The organism is Bradyrhizobium sp. SBR1B, assembly GCF_014198205.1.
Classification (GTDB): Bacteria; Pseudomonadota; Alphaproteobacteria; order Rhizobiales; family Xanthobacteraceae; genus Bradyrhizobium.
In genome coordinates this window covers 255,106-272,322 of the sequence record NZ_JACIHC010000001.1, presented here as the reverse complement: position 1 = coordinate 272,322, position 17,217 = coordinate 255,106, and the positions used below count along the sequence as shown (strand labels likewise).

At 66.0% G+C, this 17,217-nt stretch carries 17 protein-coding genes and 2 tRNA genes; 10 read left to right on the top strand and 9 right to left on the bottom strand.

What is annotated here, in order from left to right; all coding sequences use genetic code 11:
- Positions 1-9: 9 nt before the first annotated feature.
- Both GGD61_RS01475 and GGD61_RS01470 read right to left on the bottom strand, forming a co-directional pair.
- Positions 10-84, bottom strand: a tRNA-Thr gene (locus tag GGD61_RS01475).
- Between the two features lie 164 nt (positions 85-248).
- Positions 249-743: a hypothetical protein gene (locus GGD61_RS01470; RefSeq protein ID WP_092260335.1), complete on the bottom strand. Its 495-nt coding sequence runs from the start codon at positions 741-743 to the stop codon at positions 249-251.
- Positions 744-1,025: 282 nt separating this feature from the next.
- On the opposite strand from GGD61_RS01470, the gene GGD61_RS01465 reads away from it, so the two are divergent.
- Complete coding sequence (locus GGD61_RS01465; RefSeq protein WP_092260333.1) at positions 1,026-1,511, top strand: hypothetical protein; 486 nt, start codon at positions 1,026-1,028, stop codon at positions 1,509-1,511.
- A 43-nt stretch (positions 1,512-1,554) separates the two neighbouring features.
- The gene (locus tag GGD61_RS01460; RefSeq protein WP_092260331.1) at positions 1,555-2,052 is read left to right on the top strand and encodes a hypothetical protein; all 498 of its coding nucleotides are present in this window, start codon (positions 1,555-1,557) and stop codon (positions 2,050-2,052) included.
- A 212-nt stretch (positions 2,053-2,264) separates the two neighbouring features.
- Here the strand turns inward: GGD61_RS01460 and GGD61_RS01455 are convergent.
- A tRNA-Tyr gene (locus GGD61_RS01455) sits at positions 2,265-2,350 on the bottom strand.
- A 206-nt stretch (positions 2,351-2,556) separates the two neighbouring features.
- Between GGD61_RS01455 and rlmB the strand changes: the two genes are divergently transcribed.
- Positions 2,557-3,384, top strand: coding sequence for a 23S rRNA (guanosine(2251)-2'-O)-methyltransferase RlmB (rlmB, locus tag GGD61_RS01450; protein WP_177237291.1), 828 nt, complete (start codon positions 2,557-2,559; stop codon positions 3,382-3,384).
- 17 nt (positions 3,385-3,401) lie between these two features.
- Here rlmB and GGD61_RS01445 read toward each other — a convergent pair whose 3' ends face one another.
- Both GGD61_RS01445 and GGD61_RS01440 read right to left on the bottom strand, forming a co-directional pair.
- Positions 3,402-4,433 (bottom strand): LLM class flavin-dependent oxidoreductase, encoded by a 1,032-nt coding sequence (locus tag GGD61_RS01445; RefSeq protein ID WP_092260326.1) that lies wholly within the window; start codon positions 4,431-4,433, stop codon positions 3,402-3,404.
- Positions 4,434-4,583: 150 nt separating this feature from the next.
- Complete coding sequence (locus tag GGD61_RS01440) at positions 4,584-5,531, bottom strand: LysR family transcriptional regulator (RefSeq protein WP_283806125.1); 948 nt, start codon at positions 5,529-5,531, stop codon at positions 4,584-4,586.
- 88 nt (positions 5,532-5,619) lie between these two features.
- Between GGD61_RS01440 and GGD61_RS01435 the strand changes: the two genes are divergently transcribed.
- Genes GGD61_RS01435 through GGD61_RS01425 form a run of 3 tightly spaced genes read left to right on the top strand, consistent with a single transcriptional unit; the run spans position 5,620 to position 8,737 of the window.
- Positions 5,620-6,978 (top strand): MFS transporter, encoded by a 1,359-nt coding sequence (locus tag GGD61_RS01435; RefSeq protein WP_092260324.1) that lies wholly within the window; start codon positions 5,620-5,622, stop codon positions 6,976-6,978.
- Positions 6,975-7,472: a GAF domain-containing protein gene (locus GGD61_RS01430; RefSeq protein WP_092260322.1), complete on the top strand. Its 498-nt coding sequence runs from the start codon at positions 6,975-6,977 to the stop codon at positions 7,470-7,472. The genes GGD61_RS01435 and GGD61_RS01430 overlap by 4 nt, the downstream gene beginning before the upstream one ends.
- Before the next feature lie 17 nt (positions 7,473-7,489).
- The gene (locus GGD61_RS01425) at positions 7,490-8,737 is read left to right on the top strand and encodes an amidohydrolase family protein (RefSeq protein ID WP_092260320.1); all 1,248 of its coding nucleotides are present in this window, start codon (positions 7,490-7,492) and stop codon (positions 8,735-8,737) included.
- Positions 8,738-8,776: 39 nt separating this feature from the next.
- On the opposite strand, the gene GGD61_RS01420 is transcribed toward GGD61_RS01425, so the two are convergent.
- Complete coding sequence (locus GGD61_RS01420; protein ID WP_183229917.1) at positions 8,777-9,757, bottom strand: NADPH:quinone oxidoreductase family protein; 981 nt, start codon at positions 9,755-9,757, stop codon at positions 8,777-8,779.
- A gap of 56 nt (positions 9,758-9,813) precedes the next feature.
- Complete coding sequence (locus tag GGD61_RS01415) at positions 9,814-11,871, bottom strand: ATP-dependent helicase (protein ID WP_092260316.1); 2,058 nt, start codon at positions 11,869-11,871, stop codon at positions 9,814-9,816.
- Between the two features lie 126 nt (positions 11,872-11,997).
- Here GGD61_RS01415 and GGD61_RS01410 point away from each other — a divergent pair, with 126 nt between their 5' ends.
- Entirely contained in the window at positions 11,998-12,588 is a 591-nt protein-coding gene (locus tag GGD61_RS01410) for a TMEM175 family protein (protein WP_092260314.1), read from the top strand.
- Positions 12,589-12,597: 9 nt separating this feature from the next.
- Here GGD61_RS01410 and GGD61_RS01405 read toward each other — a convergent pair whose 3' ends face one another.
- Positions 12,598-12,978: a YciI family protein gene (locus GGD61_RS01405; RefSeq protein ID WP_177237290.1), complete on the bottom strand. Its 381-nt coding sequence runs from the start codon at positions 12,976-12,978 to the stop codon at positions 12,598-12,600.
- Positions 12,979-13,190: 212 nt separating this feature from the next.
- Here GGD61_RS01405 and GGD61_RS01400 point away from each other — a divergent pair, with 212 nt between their 5' ends.
- Both GGD61_RS01400 and GGD61_RS01395 read left to right on the top strand, forming a co-directional pair.
- On the top strand, positions 13,191-13,373 hold the full coding sequence (locus GGD61_RS01400) for a hypothetical protein (protein WP_038950498.1): 183 nt from the start codon (positions 13,191-13,193) through the stop codon (positions 13,371-13,373).
- 22 nt (positions 13,374-13,395) lie between these two features.
- Positions 13,396-13,599, top strand: a complete 204-nt coding sequence (locus tag GGD61_RS01395) for a hypothetical protein (protein WP_092260310.1) — start codon at positions 13,396-13,398, stop codon at positions 13,597-13,599.
- Positions 13,600-13,610: 11 nt separating this feature from the next.
- On the opposite strand, the gene GGD61_RS01390 is transcribed toward GGD61_RS01395, so the two are convergent.
- On the bottom strand, positions 13,611-14,324 hold the full coding sequence (locus tag GGD61_RS01390; RefSeq protein ID WP_092260308.1) for an ABC transporter substrate-binding protein: 714 nt from the start codon (positions 14,322-14,324) through the stop codon (positions 13,611-13,613).
- A 346-nt stretch (positions 14,325-14,670) separates the two neighbouring features.
- On the opposite strand from GGD61_RS01390, the gene GGD61_RS01385 reads away from it, so the two are divergent.
- Positions 14,671-17,076 carry an ATP-binding protein gene (locus GGD61_RS01385; protein WP_092260306.1) on the top strand — a complete coding sequence of 802 codons (2,406 nt, stop codon included), beginning with the start codon at positions 14,671-14,673 and terminating at the stop codon, positions 17,074-17,076.
- The last annotated feature ends 141 nt before the right edge of the window (positions 17,077-17,217 follow it).

The following is a 17,217-nucleotide window of genomic DNA, read 5'->3' as shown; positions in this document are numbered from 1 at the left end:
GTCGGACGCTGGTGCCGGCTGAGGGGATTGAACCCCCGACCTTCGGTTTACAAAACCGCTGCTCTACCGCTGAGCTAAGCCGGCGACGCCTGGAGGCGGGCAGGGCCGGCATGGGCCGGGGTGTCCACCCGTTGCGCGCCGCAATACCAGACTTGATCGGAAAGCGCCACAACCGGAAACGTCGTGGCCGCAGACATGAATCAGGCGGCCCGAAGGCCGCCTGATCTCTCGCATCGATTTAGACCGCCTTACTGGCAGATGTGCCGGCGGCCGTCTGCGCCCTTGAACCAGGTGCCGGGCGTACAGACGAAGCCGTTACGCTGGGCGTAGGTGCGGGTGTCCCAGCCACGATTGTCCCAGCCGCGGTTGTCCCACGAATTGTCGTAGGCGTAGGAATTGTCCCAGGCGCGGAACGGCGCGCTGGCAATCGCGCCCGCGGTGCCGATCGCAGCGCCGGCTACGCCGGCTGCGACGTCGGTCGGCCAGAAGCCGGTGCGGCTCCTGTTCCAGTCATTATTCCAGTCGCCATTGGCCTGACGGTAGGAATTGGTTTGACGATACGACACGCGGCGATGGCGCGATCCGCGATCGGTGTAGGGATTGCCGGGGCCGAGATTCTGGCAATTGGCGTTGGGGAATTGCGCCGAGCAGCGTCCGGGTTCGTTGACGACCGCCTGCGCCATTGCCGAGCCTGCCAGCATGGTCGCCGCAATCGCCGTCGCTCCAAGAAGTTTGATGTTCATGGTTGTTGGCTCCCATCTTGTTGACGGGGGCTAAACGCTTGCGGCGCCGGACGTTCCGATGAAACCGGTGGATTTTCTCGCAAGCGGCGGTCAAACCGATGTGAGCAGCCGCGGTTCCGCTTGGCGAAGCCCCATGCCGTTAATGCTTCGCTAGTCCGCCTTGCAGCATTTGAGTGGCGCGCAATCCTTACACATTAGGCTTACCGGAATTTGGTGAGCGGGCCTTAACCCTCTCTGCGCCGCGATCGGATAGGTTGCCGCCGCATAACCGGGGTCCCCCTCATGCGCGTTGTGGCGCTCGCTGCCTTTCTGATCGGACTGCCCGCGACGGCGTTTGCCGACAGCGGCTTCGATATCGTTGTCCCCGGCCGGCCCGGCGTGCCGATCATCATCAACAACATCGACGCGTCCTATGCTGTGGTCGAGGGTGTCTGGGGCCTGGGCAAGAACCAGCAGGTGCAGCCCACGATCTATGGCGGGCGCTATATCGCCGAGCGGCAGCCTGCCGACGTTGGCCATTATTATCCGACGCTGGGCCTGCGGCCCGGCTACGGCCGGCTCGAGGTCGAGCCGCCCGCGAACCGAAAATTGCCGAAGCCTGCCGAGAGCTACCACCAGAGCTGGGGTGCGCAATCGGCGCCGCTGCCGCCGCAGATGGACGTGCCCGTCGATCCGCCGCCGGTGATCCTCGCGCCTGAAATCAACGATCGTCCGCGGCCACCGCGACCGCGGCCGCATGTCCAAGTCCCCGGCAAGCCGCCGGGTTAAGAAACGTCAAAATTCAACAAACGAAAATCAACAGGAGAGAGTAATGCGTCAAATGATTTCGGGACTGGTTGCGGCGGCTGCCGTGATGTTCGCCGCCACCGGGCCCGCTGCGGCCTGCGGCTTCACCAGCTGCGCGCCGGTTGCGCCGGTCTATACCGGCTGCAACACCGGCTGCGGCGGCTATGGTTATGGATACGGCTATGGCTACGGCTACGGCGCCTATGAGCGTCTCGCCGAGCCGACCACACAGTACTACTACGTCAACCAGGGCCCGACCTATACCGGCCCGGGCGCCTTCGCGCCGTATCCGACCTACCGTGAAGACGCCGTCGTCGCGCCCGCCAATTACGGCTACGGCTATCGCGCCGCCGTGGCTCCCTATCACCGCCCGTACTACCGTCCGTATCGCTACGGCTACGGCCCGCGCTACGGCTATCTGCCCCGCGTGCACTACGGCCATGGTCCGCGCTACGGCTACGCCCATCGCCACGCGCCGACGCCGTACTACGGCGGCCACCGCGTGCTGCGCCGCTACTACTGATCCCTGATCGGTTGAGCTAACGAGACGCCCGTTCGCGCGATGCGGACGGGCGTTTTTGTTTCTTGCGATGTGTGCGTGATCGCGATCGGAATCGATCCGGGCTGTTCAGCCCGCCTGCGCCTGCCGGCTACGGCGTGGCAGCCTTCGCTCGCTTCGCTGAATGATGTTCTGGATTGGCTTGCCGAGCCGCAGCTCGCGAAGCGAGCGAAGGCTGGTGGGGGAGGCAGGACTCGAACCTGCGAAGCCATGAGGCGGCTGATTTACAGTCAGCTCCCTTTGCCACTCGGGACACTCCCCCGCTCGACGGCAGCACAATCGGGCCGGACCTTGCCGGCGACCGAAGACGGCCATGGAACGTGAAGGCCGCGACAGCCCGGATGGGGGCGCGACCGGGCGCGGTTATGGGCGATCCGGTGGGGCAAAGTCAACCGAGGCGAACAGCTAAAATCGCCTCCCAAGCCACCCAAATTGCCATATTCCGGGACCCGTGACACAAGCGAGCCCATGAAGGACAAAAAATTCACCTCTAGGGGTCCCCGCGGCGGGGCTAAGCCCTTCAACAGGCCCGGGAAATCGGGCGGCCGGCCGGCCTGGCGCGACCGCGATTCGCACCCCGACGGGCCGGTCATCCTCTATGGCTGGCACACCGTCACCATGGCGCTGGCCAACCCGGAGCGGCGGATCCGCAAGCTGACGCTGACCGAGAACGCTGCGAAGCGACTTGCGGACGAGAACATCGAGACCCGCGTCACGCCCGAGATCGTCCGGCCCCAGGAGATCGACCGTCTGCTCTCGCCCGATGCCGTGCATCAGGGCCTGCTTGCGGAAGCCGATCCTCTGCCTTCGCCTGATATCGAGAGCTTGAAGCAAGAAGGCATGGTGCTGGTGCTCGACCAGATCACCGACCCGCACAATGTCGGCGCGATCCTGCGCTCCGCCGCAGCGTTCGCGGTGAAGGCCATCGTCACCACTGCCCGCCACAGCCCGGAAGCCACCGGCGTGCTCGCCAAGGCCGCCTCCGGCGCGCTGGAACTGGTGCCTGTTGTGACCGTGCAGAACCTCGCTCGCGCCCTGACGACCCTGAACGAAATCGGCTTCCAGACCGTCGGGCTGGACAGCGAAGGTAGCGCGGATCTCAGCGACGTCGCGCTGCGCGAGCCGCTCGCGCTGGTGCTCGGCGCCGAAGGCAAAGGTCTGCGGCAATTGACCCGCGAGACCTGCAGCGTCGTGGCGCGGCTCGACATGCCCGGCGAGATCAAGAGCCTCAACGTCTCGAACGCTGCTGTGCTCTCGCTCTATGTCGGCGCGAGCCGGCTCGGGTTGATGAAGTAGGCGGCTGCGTCAAGCCGCTACCCCATCATCTCCCGCACCATCGGTACCACCTTGCGCCCATAAAGCTCGATGCTCTTCATCAGCTTCTCGTGCGGCAGGGGCCCCGCCGAATACTTCAACTGAAACCGCGAAACACCAAGTGTCTTCGCCGTCCTGGCGATCTTGCGCGCGACCGTCTCCGGCGATCCCGCATAGAGCGAGCCGTGCTCGACCTCGTTGACGAACTCGTCGCGGCCCATCGGGGGCCAGCCGCGTTCCTTGCCGATGCGGTCGCGCATGGCCTTGTAGTCGGGCCATAGCTCTTCGCGCGCCTCTTCATCCGTCTCGGCGACATAGCCGGGCGAATGCACACCGATCGGCTGCGCGGGGCGGCCGAATTCCTTGGCGGCGCGGTGATGGAGATCGACGAAGGGCGTAAAGCGCGCGGGATCGCCGCCGATGATCGCGAGCATCAGGGGCAGGTCATAATGCGCGGCACGCACCACCGATTGCGGACTGCCGCCGACGCCGATCCAGGTTTTCAGCGTGCCGTTCTCGACCGGCGGATAGACCAGCTGATCCCGTAGCGGCGGACGCAGCTTGCCCTCCCAGGTCACAGGTTTCTGCGACAGCAGTGCGGCGAACAGGTCGAGCTTCTCCTCGAACAGCTCTTCGTACTTGCGCAGGTCGAAGCCGAACAGCGGAAAGGATTCGGTGAACGAGCCGCGGCCGAGGATCACCTCGGCGCGCCCGTTCGAGAGCGCGTCCAGCGTCGCGAAGCGCTGGAACACGCGGATAGGATCGTCCGAGCTCAACACCGTCACGGCCGAGCCGAGATGGATGCGCTTGGTGCGCGATGCGATCGCGGCCAGCACGCTCTCCGGCGAGGAGATCGCAAAATCGGCGCGATGGTGCTCGCCGAGGCCGATGAAGTCGAGACCGAGCTCGTCGGCCAGCACGGCTTCGTCGACGACGTTGCGGATCACCTGCGCGTGCGGAAGCATCGCGCCTGCGGCGTCCCTGGTGACGTCGCCAAAAGTATCCAGTCCGAATTGAAGCGATGCGGTCATCGGTGAGGTCTCTGCGGACGCAGCTTGCGCTTGTCGCTGTGGGAGGGGATCGTTTGCGGTGGAGCTAGGCCGCGGCGGCCGGTGGAACAATGCTGCTTCGAGAAACCCACCGTTTCCTTTTTGGATGGTGTCAGGCCTGTGCCCGAGTATTCAGTCGGACTTGGCGAACATCTCGACCAGGGTCTCGCGCAGCCAGCGCTGCGCCGGCACGGTGTCGTTGCGCTGGTGCCAGAACAGGCTGACGATGCGCGGCGGCGCCTTGAGCGGCAGGGGCATGGCGTGCAGGAACGGCGCGTGGCGGGATTGCGAGCGCAGATCGCTCGGCAGCACCGCGATCAGGTCGGACTGGCGCACCACCTCGTAAGCGGCGCTGTAGTGGTTGACGGTCGCGACCAGATTGCGCGACAGACCGCGAGAGGCGAGGAAGAGATCGTAGGACGGCAGGGTCTTGCCGGCGAGGCTCACATCGACATGGCCTGCGCCGAGGAAGCTGCGCGTGCTCAGCCGCTTCTGGGCGGCGAGCGGATGGCCGCGCCGCATGAAGCAGGCATAGTCGACCGTCCACAGCGAGCGCGAGCGGATGGCGGCCGGCTGCTGCGCCTCGTTGACATAGACGCTGAGCACGCAATCGACGCGATTGTCTTCGAGCTGATCGGCGATCTCCAGGATGGTGTTGGGAACGGTGTGCACGCGCGCCTTGGGCGCGACCTTGCCGAAATGGCCGAGGAGGTTCGGCATCACCAGCGAGGCGACGTAATCCGACATCGACAGGCTGAACTCGGTCTGCGCGCGGCGCGGATCGAACACCTGCTCGTCGAGCGCGCCGCGGACGCTTTCGAGCGCCTCGCCGATCGGCTCCCACAACACCACGGCGCGCTGGGTCGGACGGATGCCGGTGCCGGACCTGACGAACAGGGGATCGCCGAGCGCGTCGCGCAGCCGCGCGAGCGCGTTGCTGACCGCGGGCTGCGTCATCAGCAGCGCGTTTGCTGCGCGCGTGACGCTGCCCTCGGTCATCAGGGCTTCGAAGACTTTCAGCAGGTTGAGGTCGAGCGATCGAAACGACAGAACATTCACCGTGGTGATGTATGGGATCACGATTATAAATTATGACGATAATATCTCTTTGTCTATGGTTCCCACCGGGACTTGCGGATGCCGGGCCGCCGGACAGAGGGGGACTTACATGTCGATGATCTCGGCGCGCATCGAGCGCCTGCCATTCGCACGCTTCCACACGCATCTTTTGTTGATGGGCGGGCTCGGCTACATGTTCGACGCGATGGACGCGGCCGTGCTGGCGTTCATCCTGCCGGTGCTGCGCACCGCCTGGAATCTGACGAGCGTGCAGATCGGCGTGCTCGGCAGCAGCACCTATATCGGCTTCCTGTTCGGCGCGTTGCTGGCGGGCACGCTCGGCGACCTGATCGGACGCCGCGCGGTGATGATGTCGGCGCTGGCGCTCTATTGTGCCGCATCGATCGTCAGCGCGGCCGTGGACAGCTGGCCGTCCTTCTTCGCCGCCCGCGTCGTCGCGGGCATGGGCACCGGCGCCGAGAGCGCGATCATCGCGCCTTACCTCGCCGAGTTCGTGGCGCGGCGCTTCCGCGGCAGCTTCACCGGCGCGCTGGCCGGGTTCTTCTCGTTCGGCTTCGTCGCTGCGGCCTTGCTCGGCTACTTCATCGTGCCCGCCTATGAGAACGGCTGGCGCATCGTGCTGGTCATCACCGCAGTGCCGGTCGTCATGCTGTTGTGGTGGCGCAGGGCGTTGCCGGAATCGCCGCGCTGGCTGGAAAGCCGGGGCAGGGCGAAGGAAGCCGAAGCGGTGCTGGACAAGATCGAAGCCGGCTTCGCACGCCAGGGGCATGTGCTGCCGCAGCCGGTCGTCGATTTAGTCAGCCCGCCCGTCGCCGGGGGGACGTTGCTCGCCAATTTCGCGGCGCTGCTCGAGGGCCGGCAGGCGCGCATCACCGTCATGACCTGGATCATGTGGCTTGCGATCACCTTCAGCTATTATTCCTTCTTCGTCTGGATCCCCGGCCTTCTGGTCCAGAACGGCATGAGCATCACCAAGAGCTTCGCCTATTCGATCGCGATCTATTGCGCGCAGATCCCCGGCTATTTCAGTGCCGCCTGGTTCAACGAGCGCATCGGCCGGCAGGCGACCATTGCGTCCTACATGGTGCTCGGCGGCATCAGCGCGCTCGGACTCGCCTTCGCGCAGAGCGACCAGCACATCATGGTCGCGGGGATTCTGCTGTCGTTCTTCATGAACGGCACCTATGCCGGCGTCTATGCCTATACCGCAGAGGTGTTCCCGACGCCGGTGCGAACCACCGGCGCCGGCCTTGCCTCGGCGATCGGCCGCATCGGCGCGATCGTCTCGCCGATCCTGGTCGGCTACCTCTATCCCAATTTCGGCTTTGCCGGCGTGTTCGGGATCACCACCAGCGTTCTGCTGATCGGAGCGCTCACCGTCGTGGTGATGGGCGTGCCGACGCGCGGCCGTTCGCTGGAAGACATTGCCGCGGGCGAAGTCGCATGAGGGAGACGACACGCCGGGGCGATCCGTTGCTCAACGCCGTGGCGGCGGCGCAGGGCAGGGCGGATCAGCCGGAGGCGCTGTTCTCCGCGCTGGACGACGCCTTGAAATCGGCGATCGGGCACAAGCTGTTCACGATCCTGACTTATGACGACGACACCGGGGAAGCGGCGCGGATCTATTCCAATCTCCCCGGGCCTTACCCGACGGGCGGACGCAAGCGGCTCGCGGCGGGACCATGGACCGAGGCCGTGCTCGACCGCGGCGAGGCTTATATCGGCTATACGCGGGATGATCTGCGCACCGTCTTCTCGGATCACGAGCTGATCGCTTCACTCGGCTGCGAGAGCGTGCTCAACATGCCCGTGCGCTGGCGCGGGCGCACACTCGGCTCGCTCAACCTGCTGCATGAAGCGGGCTGGTACGGTGCAGACGATGTCGCCGCGTGTCTCCCGTTCGCCCAGCTCGCATTGCCCGCGCTGCTCACACAGTCCTGACCGGACAGGAAACGACCATGACTCGCACCCTCTTCAAGAATGCCGCTCTGCTCGATCCGCTTCAGCCGGATTTGCTGGAAGGCCATCACGTGCTGGTCGAGGACAATGTGATCAAGGAGGTCTCGGACCGGCCGCTATCCATCTCACCCGACCGGACCATCGATCTGAACGGCAAGACCCTGATGCCCGGCCTGATCGACCTGCATGTCCATGCGATCGCGGTGGAGCTCAACCTGGCGCAGCAGGTGCACATGCCGAATGTGCTGGTGACGCTGCGCTCGACGCTGCTGCTGCGCGGCATGTTGCGCCGCGGCTTCACCACGGTCCGCGACGCCGGCGGCGCCGGCCATGCGCTGAAGCAGGCGATCGACACCGGCCTGACCGATGGCCCGCGGCTGTTCGTCTCCGGCCGCGCATTGAGCCAGACCGGCGGGCATGGCGACATGCGGGCGCGCTCGGATTATCTCGCCAGCGACGCGCCATGTCCGTGTTGCGTGCGCGTCGGCGCGCTCGCGCGCGTCGCCGACGGCGTCGACGGCGTGCGCAAGGCGGCGCGCGAGGAGCTGCAGATGGGCGCCGACCAGATCAAGATCATGGCGTCCGGCGGCGTCGCGTCGCCGACCGACCCGGTCGGCGCCTTCGGCTACTCCGAGGACGAGATCCGCGCCATCGTCGAGGAGGCGCGCGGGCGCCAGACCTATGTGCTCGCCCATGCCTACACCGCCGCTGCGATCGAGCGCGCGGTTCGCTGCGGCGTGCGCACCATCGAGCACGGCAATCTGGTCGATGCAAAGACCGCGCGCCTGATGGCCGAGAAGGGCGCCTATGTGGTGCCGACGCTCGTCACCTATGAGGCGCTGGCCAATGAGGGCGCGCAATACGGCCTGCCGCCCGAGAGCGTCGCCAAGATCGCCGACGTCCGCGACGCGGGTCTCCGTTCGCTCGCGATCTATCGCGACGCCGGCGTGAAGATGGGGTTCGGCAGCGATTTGCTCGGTCCGTCGCAGCGCCTGCAGAGCGATGAATTCCGCATCCGCGCCGAGATCCTCGGTCCGCGCGCGGTGATCGCCAGCGCGACATTGATCGGCGCCGAGGTGCTGGGCATGGAGGGCAAGCTCGGCCGGATCGCGCCCGAGGCGATCGCGGACCTGCTGGTGGTCGACGGCAATCCGCTCAGCGACGTCGCTTGCCTGCTCGGTCAGGGCGAGCATATTCCGCTGGTGATGAAGGCCGGCAAGGTCCAGTTCGACCGGCTGAACGCGTAGTTGCGCCACGTCACGGGCATCTTCGCCCGTTTGTGCGTCCTATGTCGAGATGCGCACGACCATCTTGCCGAGCGCTCCGCGCGTCTGCATGGTCCTGAACGCCTCCCGGAAGTCATTCAGCGCGAAGATGCGACCGACCGCCGGTTTCAATTGGCCGTCGGCAAGCCAGCCCGTCAACTGCGACATCAGACGCTTTTGCACCTCGGGCTCGCGCACGGGAATCTGCGCGAGGTCGACACCGAGCAGGGCGCCACCCTTCAGCAGCGGCAGATTGAACGGCAATGCCGGGATCGCGCCGGCGGCAAAACCGACCACGAGATGACGGCCGCGCCAGGCGATGGAGCGAAAGGCCTGCACCGAGACGTCGCCACCGACGGGGTCGAAGATCACGTCAGCGCCGTGTCCTCCCGTCAATTCCTTCAGCGTGTCGCGCCAACCGGTCTGCGTGTAGTCGATCACAGCGTCGGCGCCGTGTTGTTGGGCGAAGGCGCGCTTGTCCGGTGTCGATGCCGCTGCGATCACACGGGCGCCAAGCAGCTTGCCGATCTGGACTGCCGCAATTCCGGTGCCGCCAGCTGCGCCCAGCACCAGCAGCTGTTCGCCTGCGCAGAGCGAGGCGCGTGCACTGAGCGCATAGAGCGCGGTCAGATAATTGGCGCGAAACGAGGCGGCGACTTCGGCCGCGACGCCGTCGGGCAGGGGATGGAGCGCTTCGGGACTGACGACGATCTCTTCGGCCAGCGCGCCCGAGCGCGTCATCCCCATCACGCGCATGCCGGGTTGATAGCCGCCGGGGGCGCCGGGCGCGTCCATCACCACCCCCGCGAACTCCGTGCCGGGAACGAAGGGCAGGGGATCCCTGGTCTGATAGCGTCCCTCGATCTTCAAGCCGTCGACGAAGCCGATCCCGGCAGCTTCCACGCGGATGCGCAATTGTCCCGGCTCCATGGACGGGGGCGGAACGTCCTTCAGCTCGATCTGATCGATGGACGCGTAGTGCTCGACGACGACGGCTTTCATGTCGGACCTCTGTGGTTCCAGTTATCCTGACAGGTCCGGATGGCGGTCTCTTGTGTCTACTGCCACATCCCCCGCATCTTCGCCCCGATGTCGATCTTCGGTCCCTGGGCCGCTGTACGTGCTGCACCCGCTGCGGCCTTCGGCCAGGCGGTGCGCTCGAACAGGTAGACCAGGGATTCCGGGATGAAGCGGGTGCGCGAGGCGTAGACGTGGCGGTCGCCCTTGGCGGCCTGGCCGTGGACGAAGAAGCGCTGGGGCACGACGAGGTGCAGATCGTCCTTGGCGCGCGTCATCGCGACATAGAGCAGGCGGCGCTCCTCTTCGATCTCGGCGCTGGTGCCGGCACCGAGATCGGACGGCATGCAGCCGTCGACGACGTTGAGCACGAACACCGATTTCCACTCCTGGCCCTTGGCGGAGTGGATGGTGGACAGGATCAGATAGTCCTCGTCGCGCAGCGGGGGCCCGGATTTGTCGCTGGTCGCATCCGGCGGATCGAGCGTGAGCTCGGTCAAAAATTTCTCGCGCGAGGCATAGCCGCTCGCGATCTGCTCGAGCTGCATCAAATCGGCGCGGCGCGTCTCGGAATCCTCGTGGAGGCGATCGAGATGCGGCTCGTACCAGAGCCGTACGCGTTCGAGATCGACCGGCCATTCCGAATAGCGCAGGTTCTCGACGGTGCGGACGAAGTCGGTCCAGTCCGCGCCGGTGCGCGCGGGTACCGGGAGCTGGCCCAGCGTGTGAAGCGGATCGGTGCTCTCCGCCATCTGGTCGAGCACGCGCTGTGCGGTCGCGGGGCCGACGCCCGGCAACAGATGCAAAATGCGGAAACCGGCGACACGGTCGCGCGGGTTCTCGGCAAAGCGCAGCAGCGCCAGCACGTCCTTGACGTGCGCGGCGTCGAGGAATTTCAGCCCGCCGAACTTGACGAACGGAATGTTGCGGCGGGTCAGCTCGATCTCGAGCGGGCCGGAATGCGAGGAGGTCCGGAACAGCACCGCCTGGTGCTTGAGCAGCGCGCCTTGCTCGCGGTTCGCCAGCACCTGTTCGACGATGTAGCGCGCCTGGTCGGCCTCGTCGTGCACGGTGACGAGCTGCGGCTTGTGCGAGGCGGTGCGGTCGGTCCACAAATTCTTGGTGAAGCGCTCGCGCGCAAGTCCAATCACGCCATTGGCCGCCGCCAGCACGGTCTGTGTCGAGCGGTAGTTGCGGTCGAGCGTGATCATCTCGGCGCGGGGCGAGAAGCTTTGCGGGAAATCCAGGATGTTGCGCACGGTGGCGGCGCGGAACGAATAGATCGACTGGGCGTCGTCGCCGACCACGGTGAGCCCGCGTCCATCGGGCTTGAGCGCCAGGAGGATCGAAGATTGCAGGCGGTTGGTGTCCTGGTATTCGTCGACCAGAACGTGATCGAAGCGGCCGCCGATTTCCTCGGCGATCAACCCATCGCTCATCATCTGCGACCAGTACAGCAGCAGATCGTCGTAATCGAGCACGTGCTGGGCCTGCTTGGCCTCGACATAGGCCGCGAACAGGCCCTTCAGCTCGGCGGCCCAGCCCGCGCACCAGGGATAGTGCATCCCCAGCACCTTCTCGATCTCCATCTCGGCGTTGACGCAGCGCGAGTAGATCGACAGGCACGTGCCCTTGGCCGGAAAGCGGCTCTCGGTCTTCGACAGGCCGCGCTCGTGCCGGACCAGGTTCATCAGGTCGGCGGAATCCTCGCGGTCGTGGATGGTGAAGGCGGGATCGACGCCGATCCGTTCGGCATATTCTCGCAGCAGCCGCGCGCCGATGCCATGGAAGGTGCCGGCCCAGGTCAGCGCATCGCGCATGATTGCGGCGTTGTTCTCGCCCAGCACCTTGCGGGCGATGCGCTCGACCCGGCCGGCCATCTCGGCGGCGGCGCGGCGGGAGAACGTCATCAGCAGGATGCGGCGCGGATCGGCGCCGGCGACGATCAGATGCGCGACGCGGTGGGCCAGCGTGTTGGTCTTGCCGGAGCCGGCGCCGGCAATGACGAGCAGGGGAGCGCCCACGGTCGCGCCATCGGCCACGCCATGCTCGACGGCGCGGCGCTGCTCCGCATTGAGCGTGTCCAGATATGTCGCCACGAATCGCCCCGGTGAAAGGGCGAGAGTCGGCGATCCCGTCGCGAATCGCAATGCGGCTGGACGGGACCGGGTTTAGGATTTAGGGGGAAAGACGACCCAAGGTTCCCTCCCGAAAAGCGCCCCGGCATGACCGAGCTCAAATCCGACCAGTTCGAGATGCGGCGGCTGGAATCGCTCAGCAACACCATTTTCGGTGTCGCCATGACGCTTTTGGCCTACGACCTGCCCAAGGCCGCGGTGTTCACCAGCGCGCCCGGCTGGAGCGATCTTGCCCATGTCTATTCCGGCAAGCTCGCCGGCTTCGCACTCAGCTTCATCATCGCCGGGGTGTTCTGGATCAGCCATCACCGGCGGCTGGCGCGCCAGCCGGTCGGCAGCCGCGGCGCGGTGATCCTGAACCTGTTCTTCCTGCTCTCGATCGTGCTGCTGCCTGTCACCAACGGCCTCTATACCAATTACAGCATGAGCAGTGCGGTTGCGGTGCTCTACGGGCTGCACCTGACCGCGATCGCCGGCCTCAATGCCTGGCTGTGGTGGACCATCCTTGGCAGCTGGCGCTACGAGATCATGGCCTCGCTGTTTCCGCTTCTGGTGTTCATTCCGGGCACGATCGTGGCGGCATTCGCCCCTCACGTCGCGCCCTTTGTCTGGTTCATCGCCTTCGGCGGGCTCGCGATCCAGCGCTTCTACGGTGCCCGGACCGGGCCGGGGGCGTGAGGCCGTGCCTCACCCGGACGTCGTCCCGAACCCATCCGCCGGCACGTAAAGCTTGACCGGGCGGATTTCGTAGACCGCCGTCGGATTGACCGCACGCAGCTTGCGCGCCGCCGCGATCGCCTCCTCCTCGGTGGCACATTCCATGAGGTGGAAGCCCAGAAGCTGCTCCTTGGTCTCGGCAAACGGGCCGTCCAGCACCATGCCCGCGCCGGGGCCACGCAAGGTGCGGGCCTTCCGGGTCTCATCCAGACGGGCGGCCGGCCCGAACTGCCCGCTGGCCCGCAAGGGGGCCTGAACCTCGATGACCTTGGCTACGACCGCGGCGTCCTGCTCGGGCGTCCAGGACAAGACCTCGTCTTCCACGTGGTAGGCCAGGATGGCGTACAGCATCGTCACCTCGTTGTTTTTCTGCACCGATCCCAAAGGACGTAGCACCGCGGGCGATGCCGACAATCCCCAAACAAGAATTCAAGCACAAAATATTGCGTAGCCATGCCGCGACGAAACCGTCCTGAAACCCGATTGCGGCGTTGCCGTGTGAACGCCGCCGGAAGTGGTCGCGACTGATGACCACAACAACAAGATTTCTGCTGGAGGCGGCAATGTCGGGTCACATCAAGATCATCTGCGACGCACGTCGGGCCGGACAATCTCAGACGGCCGATCTGCACGACCAAAGCGGCCATCACCGCTATTACGGCAGCTCGGCCGAGAATGGCGGCGAGCGCATCGTCGAAAGCCGGCGCGGCAAGCGTCCGCGCGCGCTCGGCGTTTGCGGCTTCTGAAGCCTCGCGCCCTCTGTCCCATATGGACGTCCTGCAAATATCGATCGCGGCGATGCCATTCCTGCTCGCGCTGACGAGCCAGACGGGCAAGGTCATCGTGCCGTGCCTGCTGACGAGCATCTTCACGGTGCTGCTCGGCGGGGAGCCTCACCGCGCAGTCGTGGCCTGGTGCGTCGGCATGCTGATTGCCGCCGTCGCCTTGCGCGAGCGGCTTCGCGCGGGCTGAGCCGGCGCCCGTTACGGGCCGTTCAAGACCTGCTTGACCAGGGCCTCGCGCAGCGCCGCCAGTTCGCCGCTCGCCTCCATCTGGGCGATCACCTTGCCGACCTCAGGCACCAGGTCGCGATGGCGTTCATGCAGGTAATGGTAGATGTGGATACGCTGGAGCGGCGGCGAGAGCGGGTGGATCCTGGCCTGCAGATTGAGTTTCCGCACCGCCGCGAGCCCGCTGAAGAGATCGGTGACCATCACGTCGAAACGATCGGCATCGAGCATCCTGACCATGTTGTCGAGGCCAGTGGTCGCCGTGACGCGGGCCATGCCGCGCGTGCCGGCCTCCGAGGAGCCGACGCCGCGGACGATGCCGATGCGGTAGTCCCTGATCGAATCCCAGCCGGCGACGTCGAACCGGAGTTTGGTCGCAAACACTGCAGGCTCGATATAGTTGATCGCCGGCGTGACCTGGACCAGCGTCGGGTAGTCGCGCGAGAGCGTTCCGATGCGCTGGATCTCGCCGTCGACCGCGCCGGCACTCGACAGTGCGAGCGCACGCTTGCCGGGGACGTCCTCGAACTCCAGCTTGATGTTCAGCCTGGCGTAGACGGCCCGCAGCATCTCGCCGCCGACATATTGATCGGGGATGTCGGCGATGCGCGCCAGCCGGATGACCTCCTGCGCCTGCGATGGACCGCTTGCAAGCAGTGACAGGCAGGCGACGATAATCCGCCACATGACGCGCCTCCTCGTTGCCCGATGCTATCGCTGGATTTCCGATGTCCGCCCGATCTACCGGAGATGGCGCCTGCGCGTGGCCATAGCGACACTGCCCGCCCGAGGTGCAGGCGACTTCCGGACTTTCACCGATGTCATTCTACCACGCGAAGTGGTAGTTTGCGCGACAATCCTGCTGCCGGACGCAAGATATGACCCCGCCGACCTCAAGCCGCCCAGGGGTTGACAGGAAATCGGCCGACGGGATCGCCGCGCGCATCGCGGGACGGGGAAGTCTCGACGATCGAAATGCTCGAGGCTGCGACCGGTCGGCCGCGGCGTGCCGCCATTTCCGGGGATGTGGTGCATGGTCAAGGCTGGTGACGAGGACTCCAAGCGCGGCCGCGCCGTTGCACCGGCGGCTGCGAAGCAGGATTTGATCGGCACCGCGCTCGCGCCTTCGATGTTCGCCGCGCTGCTGTCCCGGCTCTTCAACTGGTCGCGCAGCGGCGTCGGGCCGCGCCTGCTCGCAGCCGTGCTGCTGTTCTCTTCGGTCGTGACGCTGACATTGACGGCGCTCCAGCTCTATCTCGATTATGATCGCGAGGTCGGCCTCATCGAGACCAGGCTCGAGGAGATCGGCCGCAGCACCACCGGCAGTCTCGGCGAGAGCCTATGGAATCTCGACCAGAACCAGCTCAAGCTCCAGCTCGACGGTATCCTGCGGCTGCCCGACATCCGCGCCGCCGAGGTGCGCGAGATTGCCGATCGTCCCAATCCGATCCGTCTCGCAGTCGGCGAGCCGAGCACCCGCTCAGTGGTGACGCGCGACTATCCGCTGAACACCATTGTGCAGGGGACCGCACGCGAGATTGGCGTGCTCCATGTCGAGGCGACGCTGACCGATGTCTATCAACATCTGCTGAACCGCGCGTTGGTCATCCTGGCAAGCCAGGCGGCCAAGACGTTCCTCGTCTCGCTGTTCATCATCTATATGTTCCATCTGCTGGTGACGCGGCATCTGGTCGCCATCGCCGAGTTCGTCAGCAAATACAGCCTGGCGCGGCCGACGCCGCCTTTGCGCCTGGAGCGCCGGCCGCCCTACGATGCCGACGAGCTGGACAAGGTGATCGACGCCTTCAACGCCATGTGCGTGAACCTCCAGCGGGCCTATGGCGAGCTGCGCGAGGCCAATGCAAATCTCGAGCGCGACCTGACCATCCGCCAGCGCGCCGAAGAGGACGCGCGTGCGAGCGAGCAGCGTTTCCGCGACTATGCCGAGACCGCGTCCGACTGGTTCTGGGAGACCGGACCAGACCATCGGTTCACCTACATTTCCGACCGGGCCGGTGCCTTCAGCATGGACAGCAAGGCGCTGATCGGCAAGCGCCGCGCCGATGCCGCGTTCGGCCGCGACGCCGAGCCCGAGAAATGGCGCGCGCACATGGCGATGCTGGACCGCCACGAGCCGTTCCGGAAGTTCGAATATCGCGGCCGCGACACCGCCGGGCGGATGCATCATTTCAGCGTCAACGGCCAGCCGATCTTCGCCGCCGACGGACGCTTCATGGGCTATCGCGGCTCCGCGACCGATCTCACCAAGCAGCACGAAACCGAGGAGCGCTTACGTCAATCCCAGAAGATGGACGCGATCGGCCAGCTCACCGGCGGCGTCGCGCACGATTTCAACAACGTGCTCACGGTCATCACCGGCACCATCGAGATCATCCAGGAAGGGCTTGCGGACAAGCCCGAATTCGCCGCGATCGCGCAGCTGATCGACGATGCGGCCGCGCGCGGTGCGGAGATCACCTCGCAGCTGCTGACCTTCGCGCGCCGCCAGCCGCTGGAGCCGCGCGAGATCGACGTCAACGCCCTCGTGCTCGAGTCTACGAAGTTGCTGAGGCCGATCCTCGGCGCCCATATCGAGATCGTGACCCGGCTCGCCGATGACGCCTGGTCCGCGATGGCCGATCCCTCGCAGCTCTCCTCCGCGATCGTCAACCTCGCCGTCAACGCGCGCGACGCAATGCCGGGCGGGGGCAAGCTCACGATCGAGACCGCGAACCGCGAGCTCGACGACACCGGCGTTGCCGGTGATGGCGATGCCGTTCGCGGCGCCTTCGTGATGGTCGCGGTCGCCGACACCGGCCACGGCATCCCCGCCGACATCCGCGAGCGCGTGTTCGAGCCGTTCTTCACCACCAAGGGCGTCGGTCGCGGCACCGGCCTTGGGCTCAGCATGGTCTACGGCTTTGCCAAGCAGACCGGCGGCACGGTCGCCGTCGAGAGCGAGGAGGGGCGCGGCACCGTGATGCGGCTGTTCCTGCCGCGATCGAAGGGCGAGGCGCCGGCCAGGACCGCGCCGGTCCAGGCGCTCGACACGGCACGCGGACACGAAACGATCCTCGTGGTCGAGGACGATCCCCTGGTGCAGGGCTATGTCATCGCCCGGCTCGGCAGCCTCGGCTATCGCACGCTGGTGGCCGGCGACGGCGCGTCCGCACTGGCGCTGGTCGACCAGGGCGCCAAATTCGATCTGCTGTTCACGGACATCATCATGCCCGGCGGCATGAACGGGCGGGAATTGGCCGACGCGATCCGGCTCCGCCGGCCGGGGGCAAGGGTGCTCTATACCTCCGGCTACACCGACAACGCCATGGTCCACGAAGGACATCTCGATTCCGGCGTGGCGCTGCTCAAGAAGCCCTACCGGAAGTCGGAGCTGTCGCAGAAGATTCGCGAGGTGCTTGCGGGCGAGCCGCCGGGTTGAAGCGCGCTCCCGGACGAAAAAGGCGCGGCGGGGAAGCCCCGTCGCGCCCGATTTCTTGCTCGCTGGTCCAGGGCTGAGAGCGCCCCGATGCCAAGCCCTATTCAAAGCTTAGCGGGCGATCCCAGCGAGGTGACAGCGCTT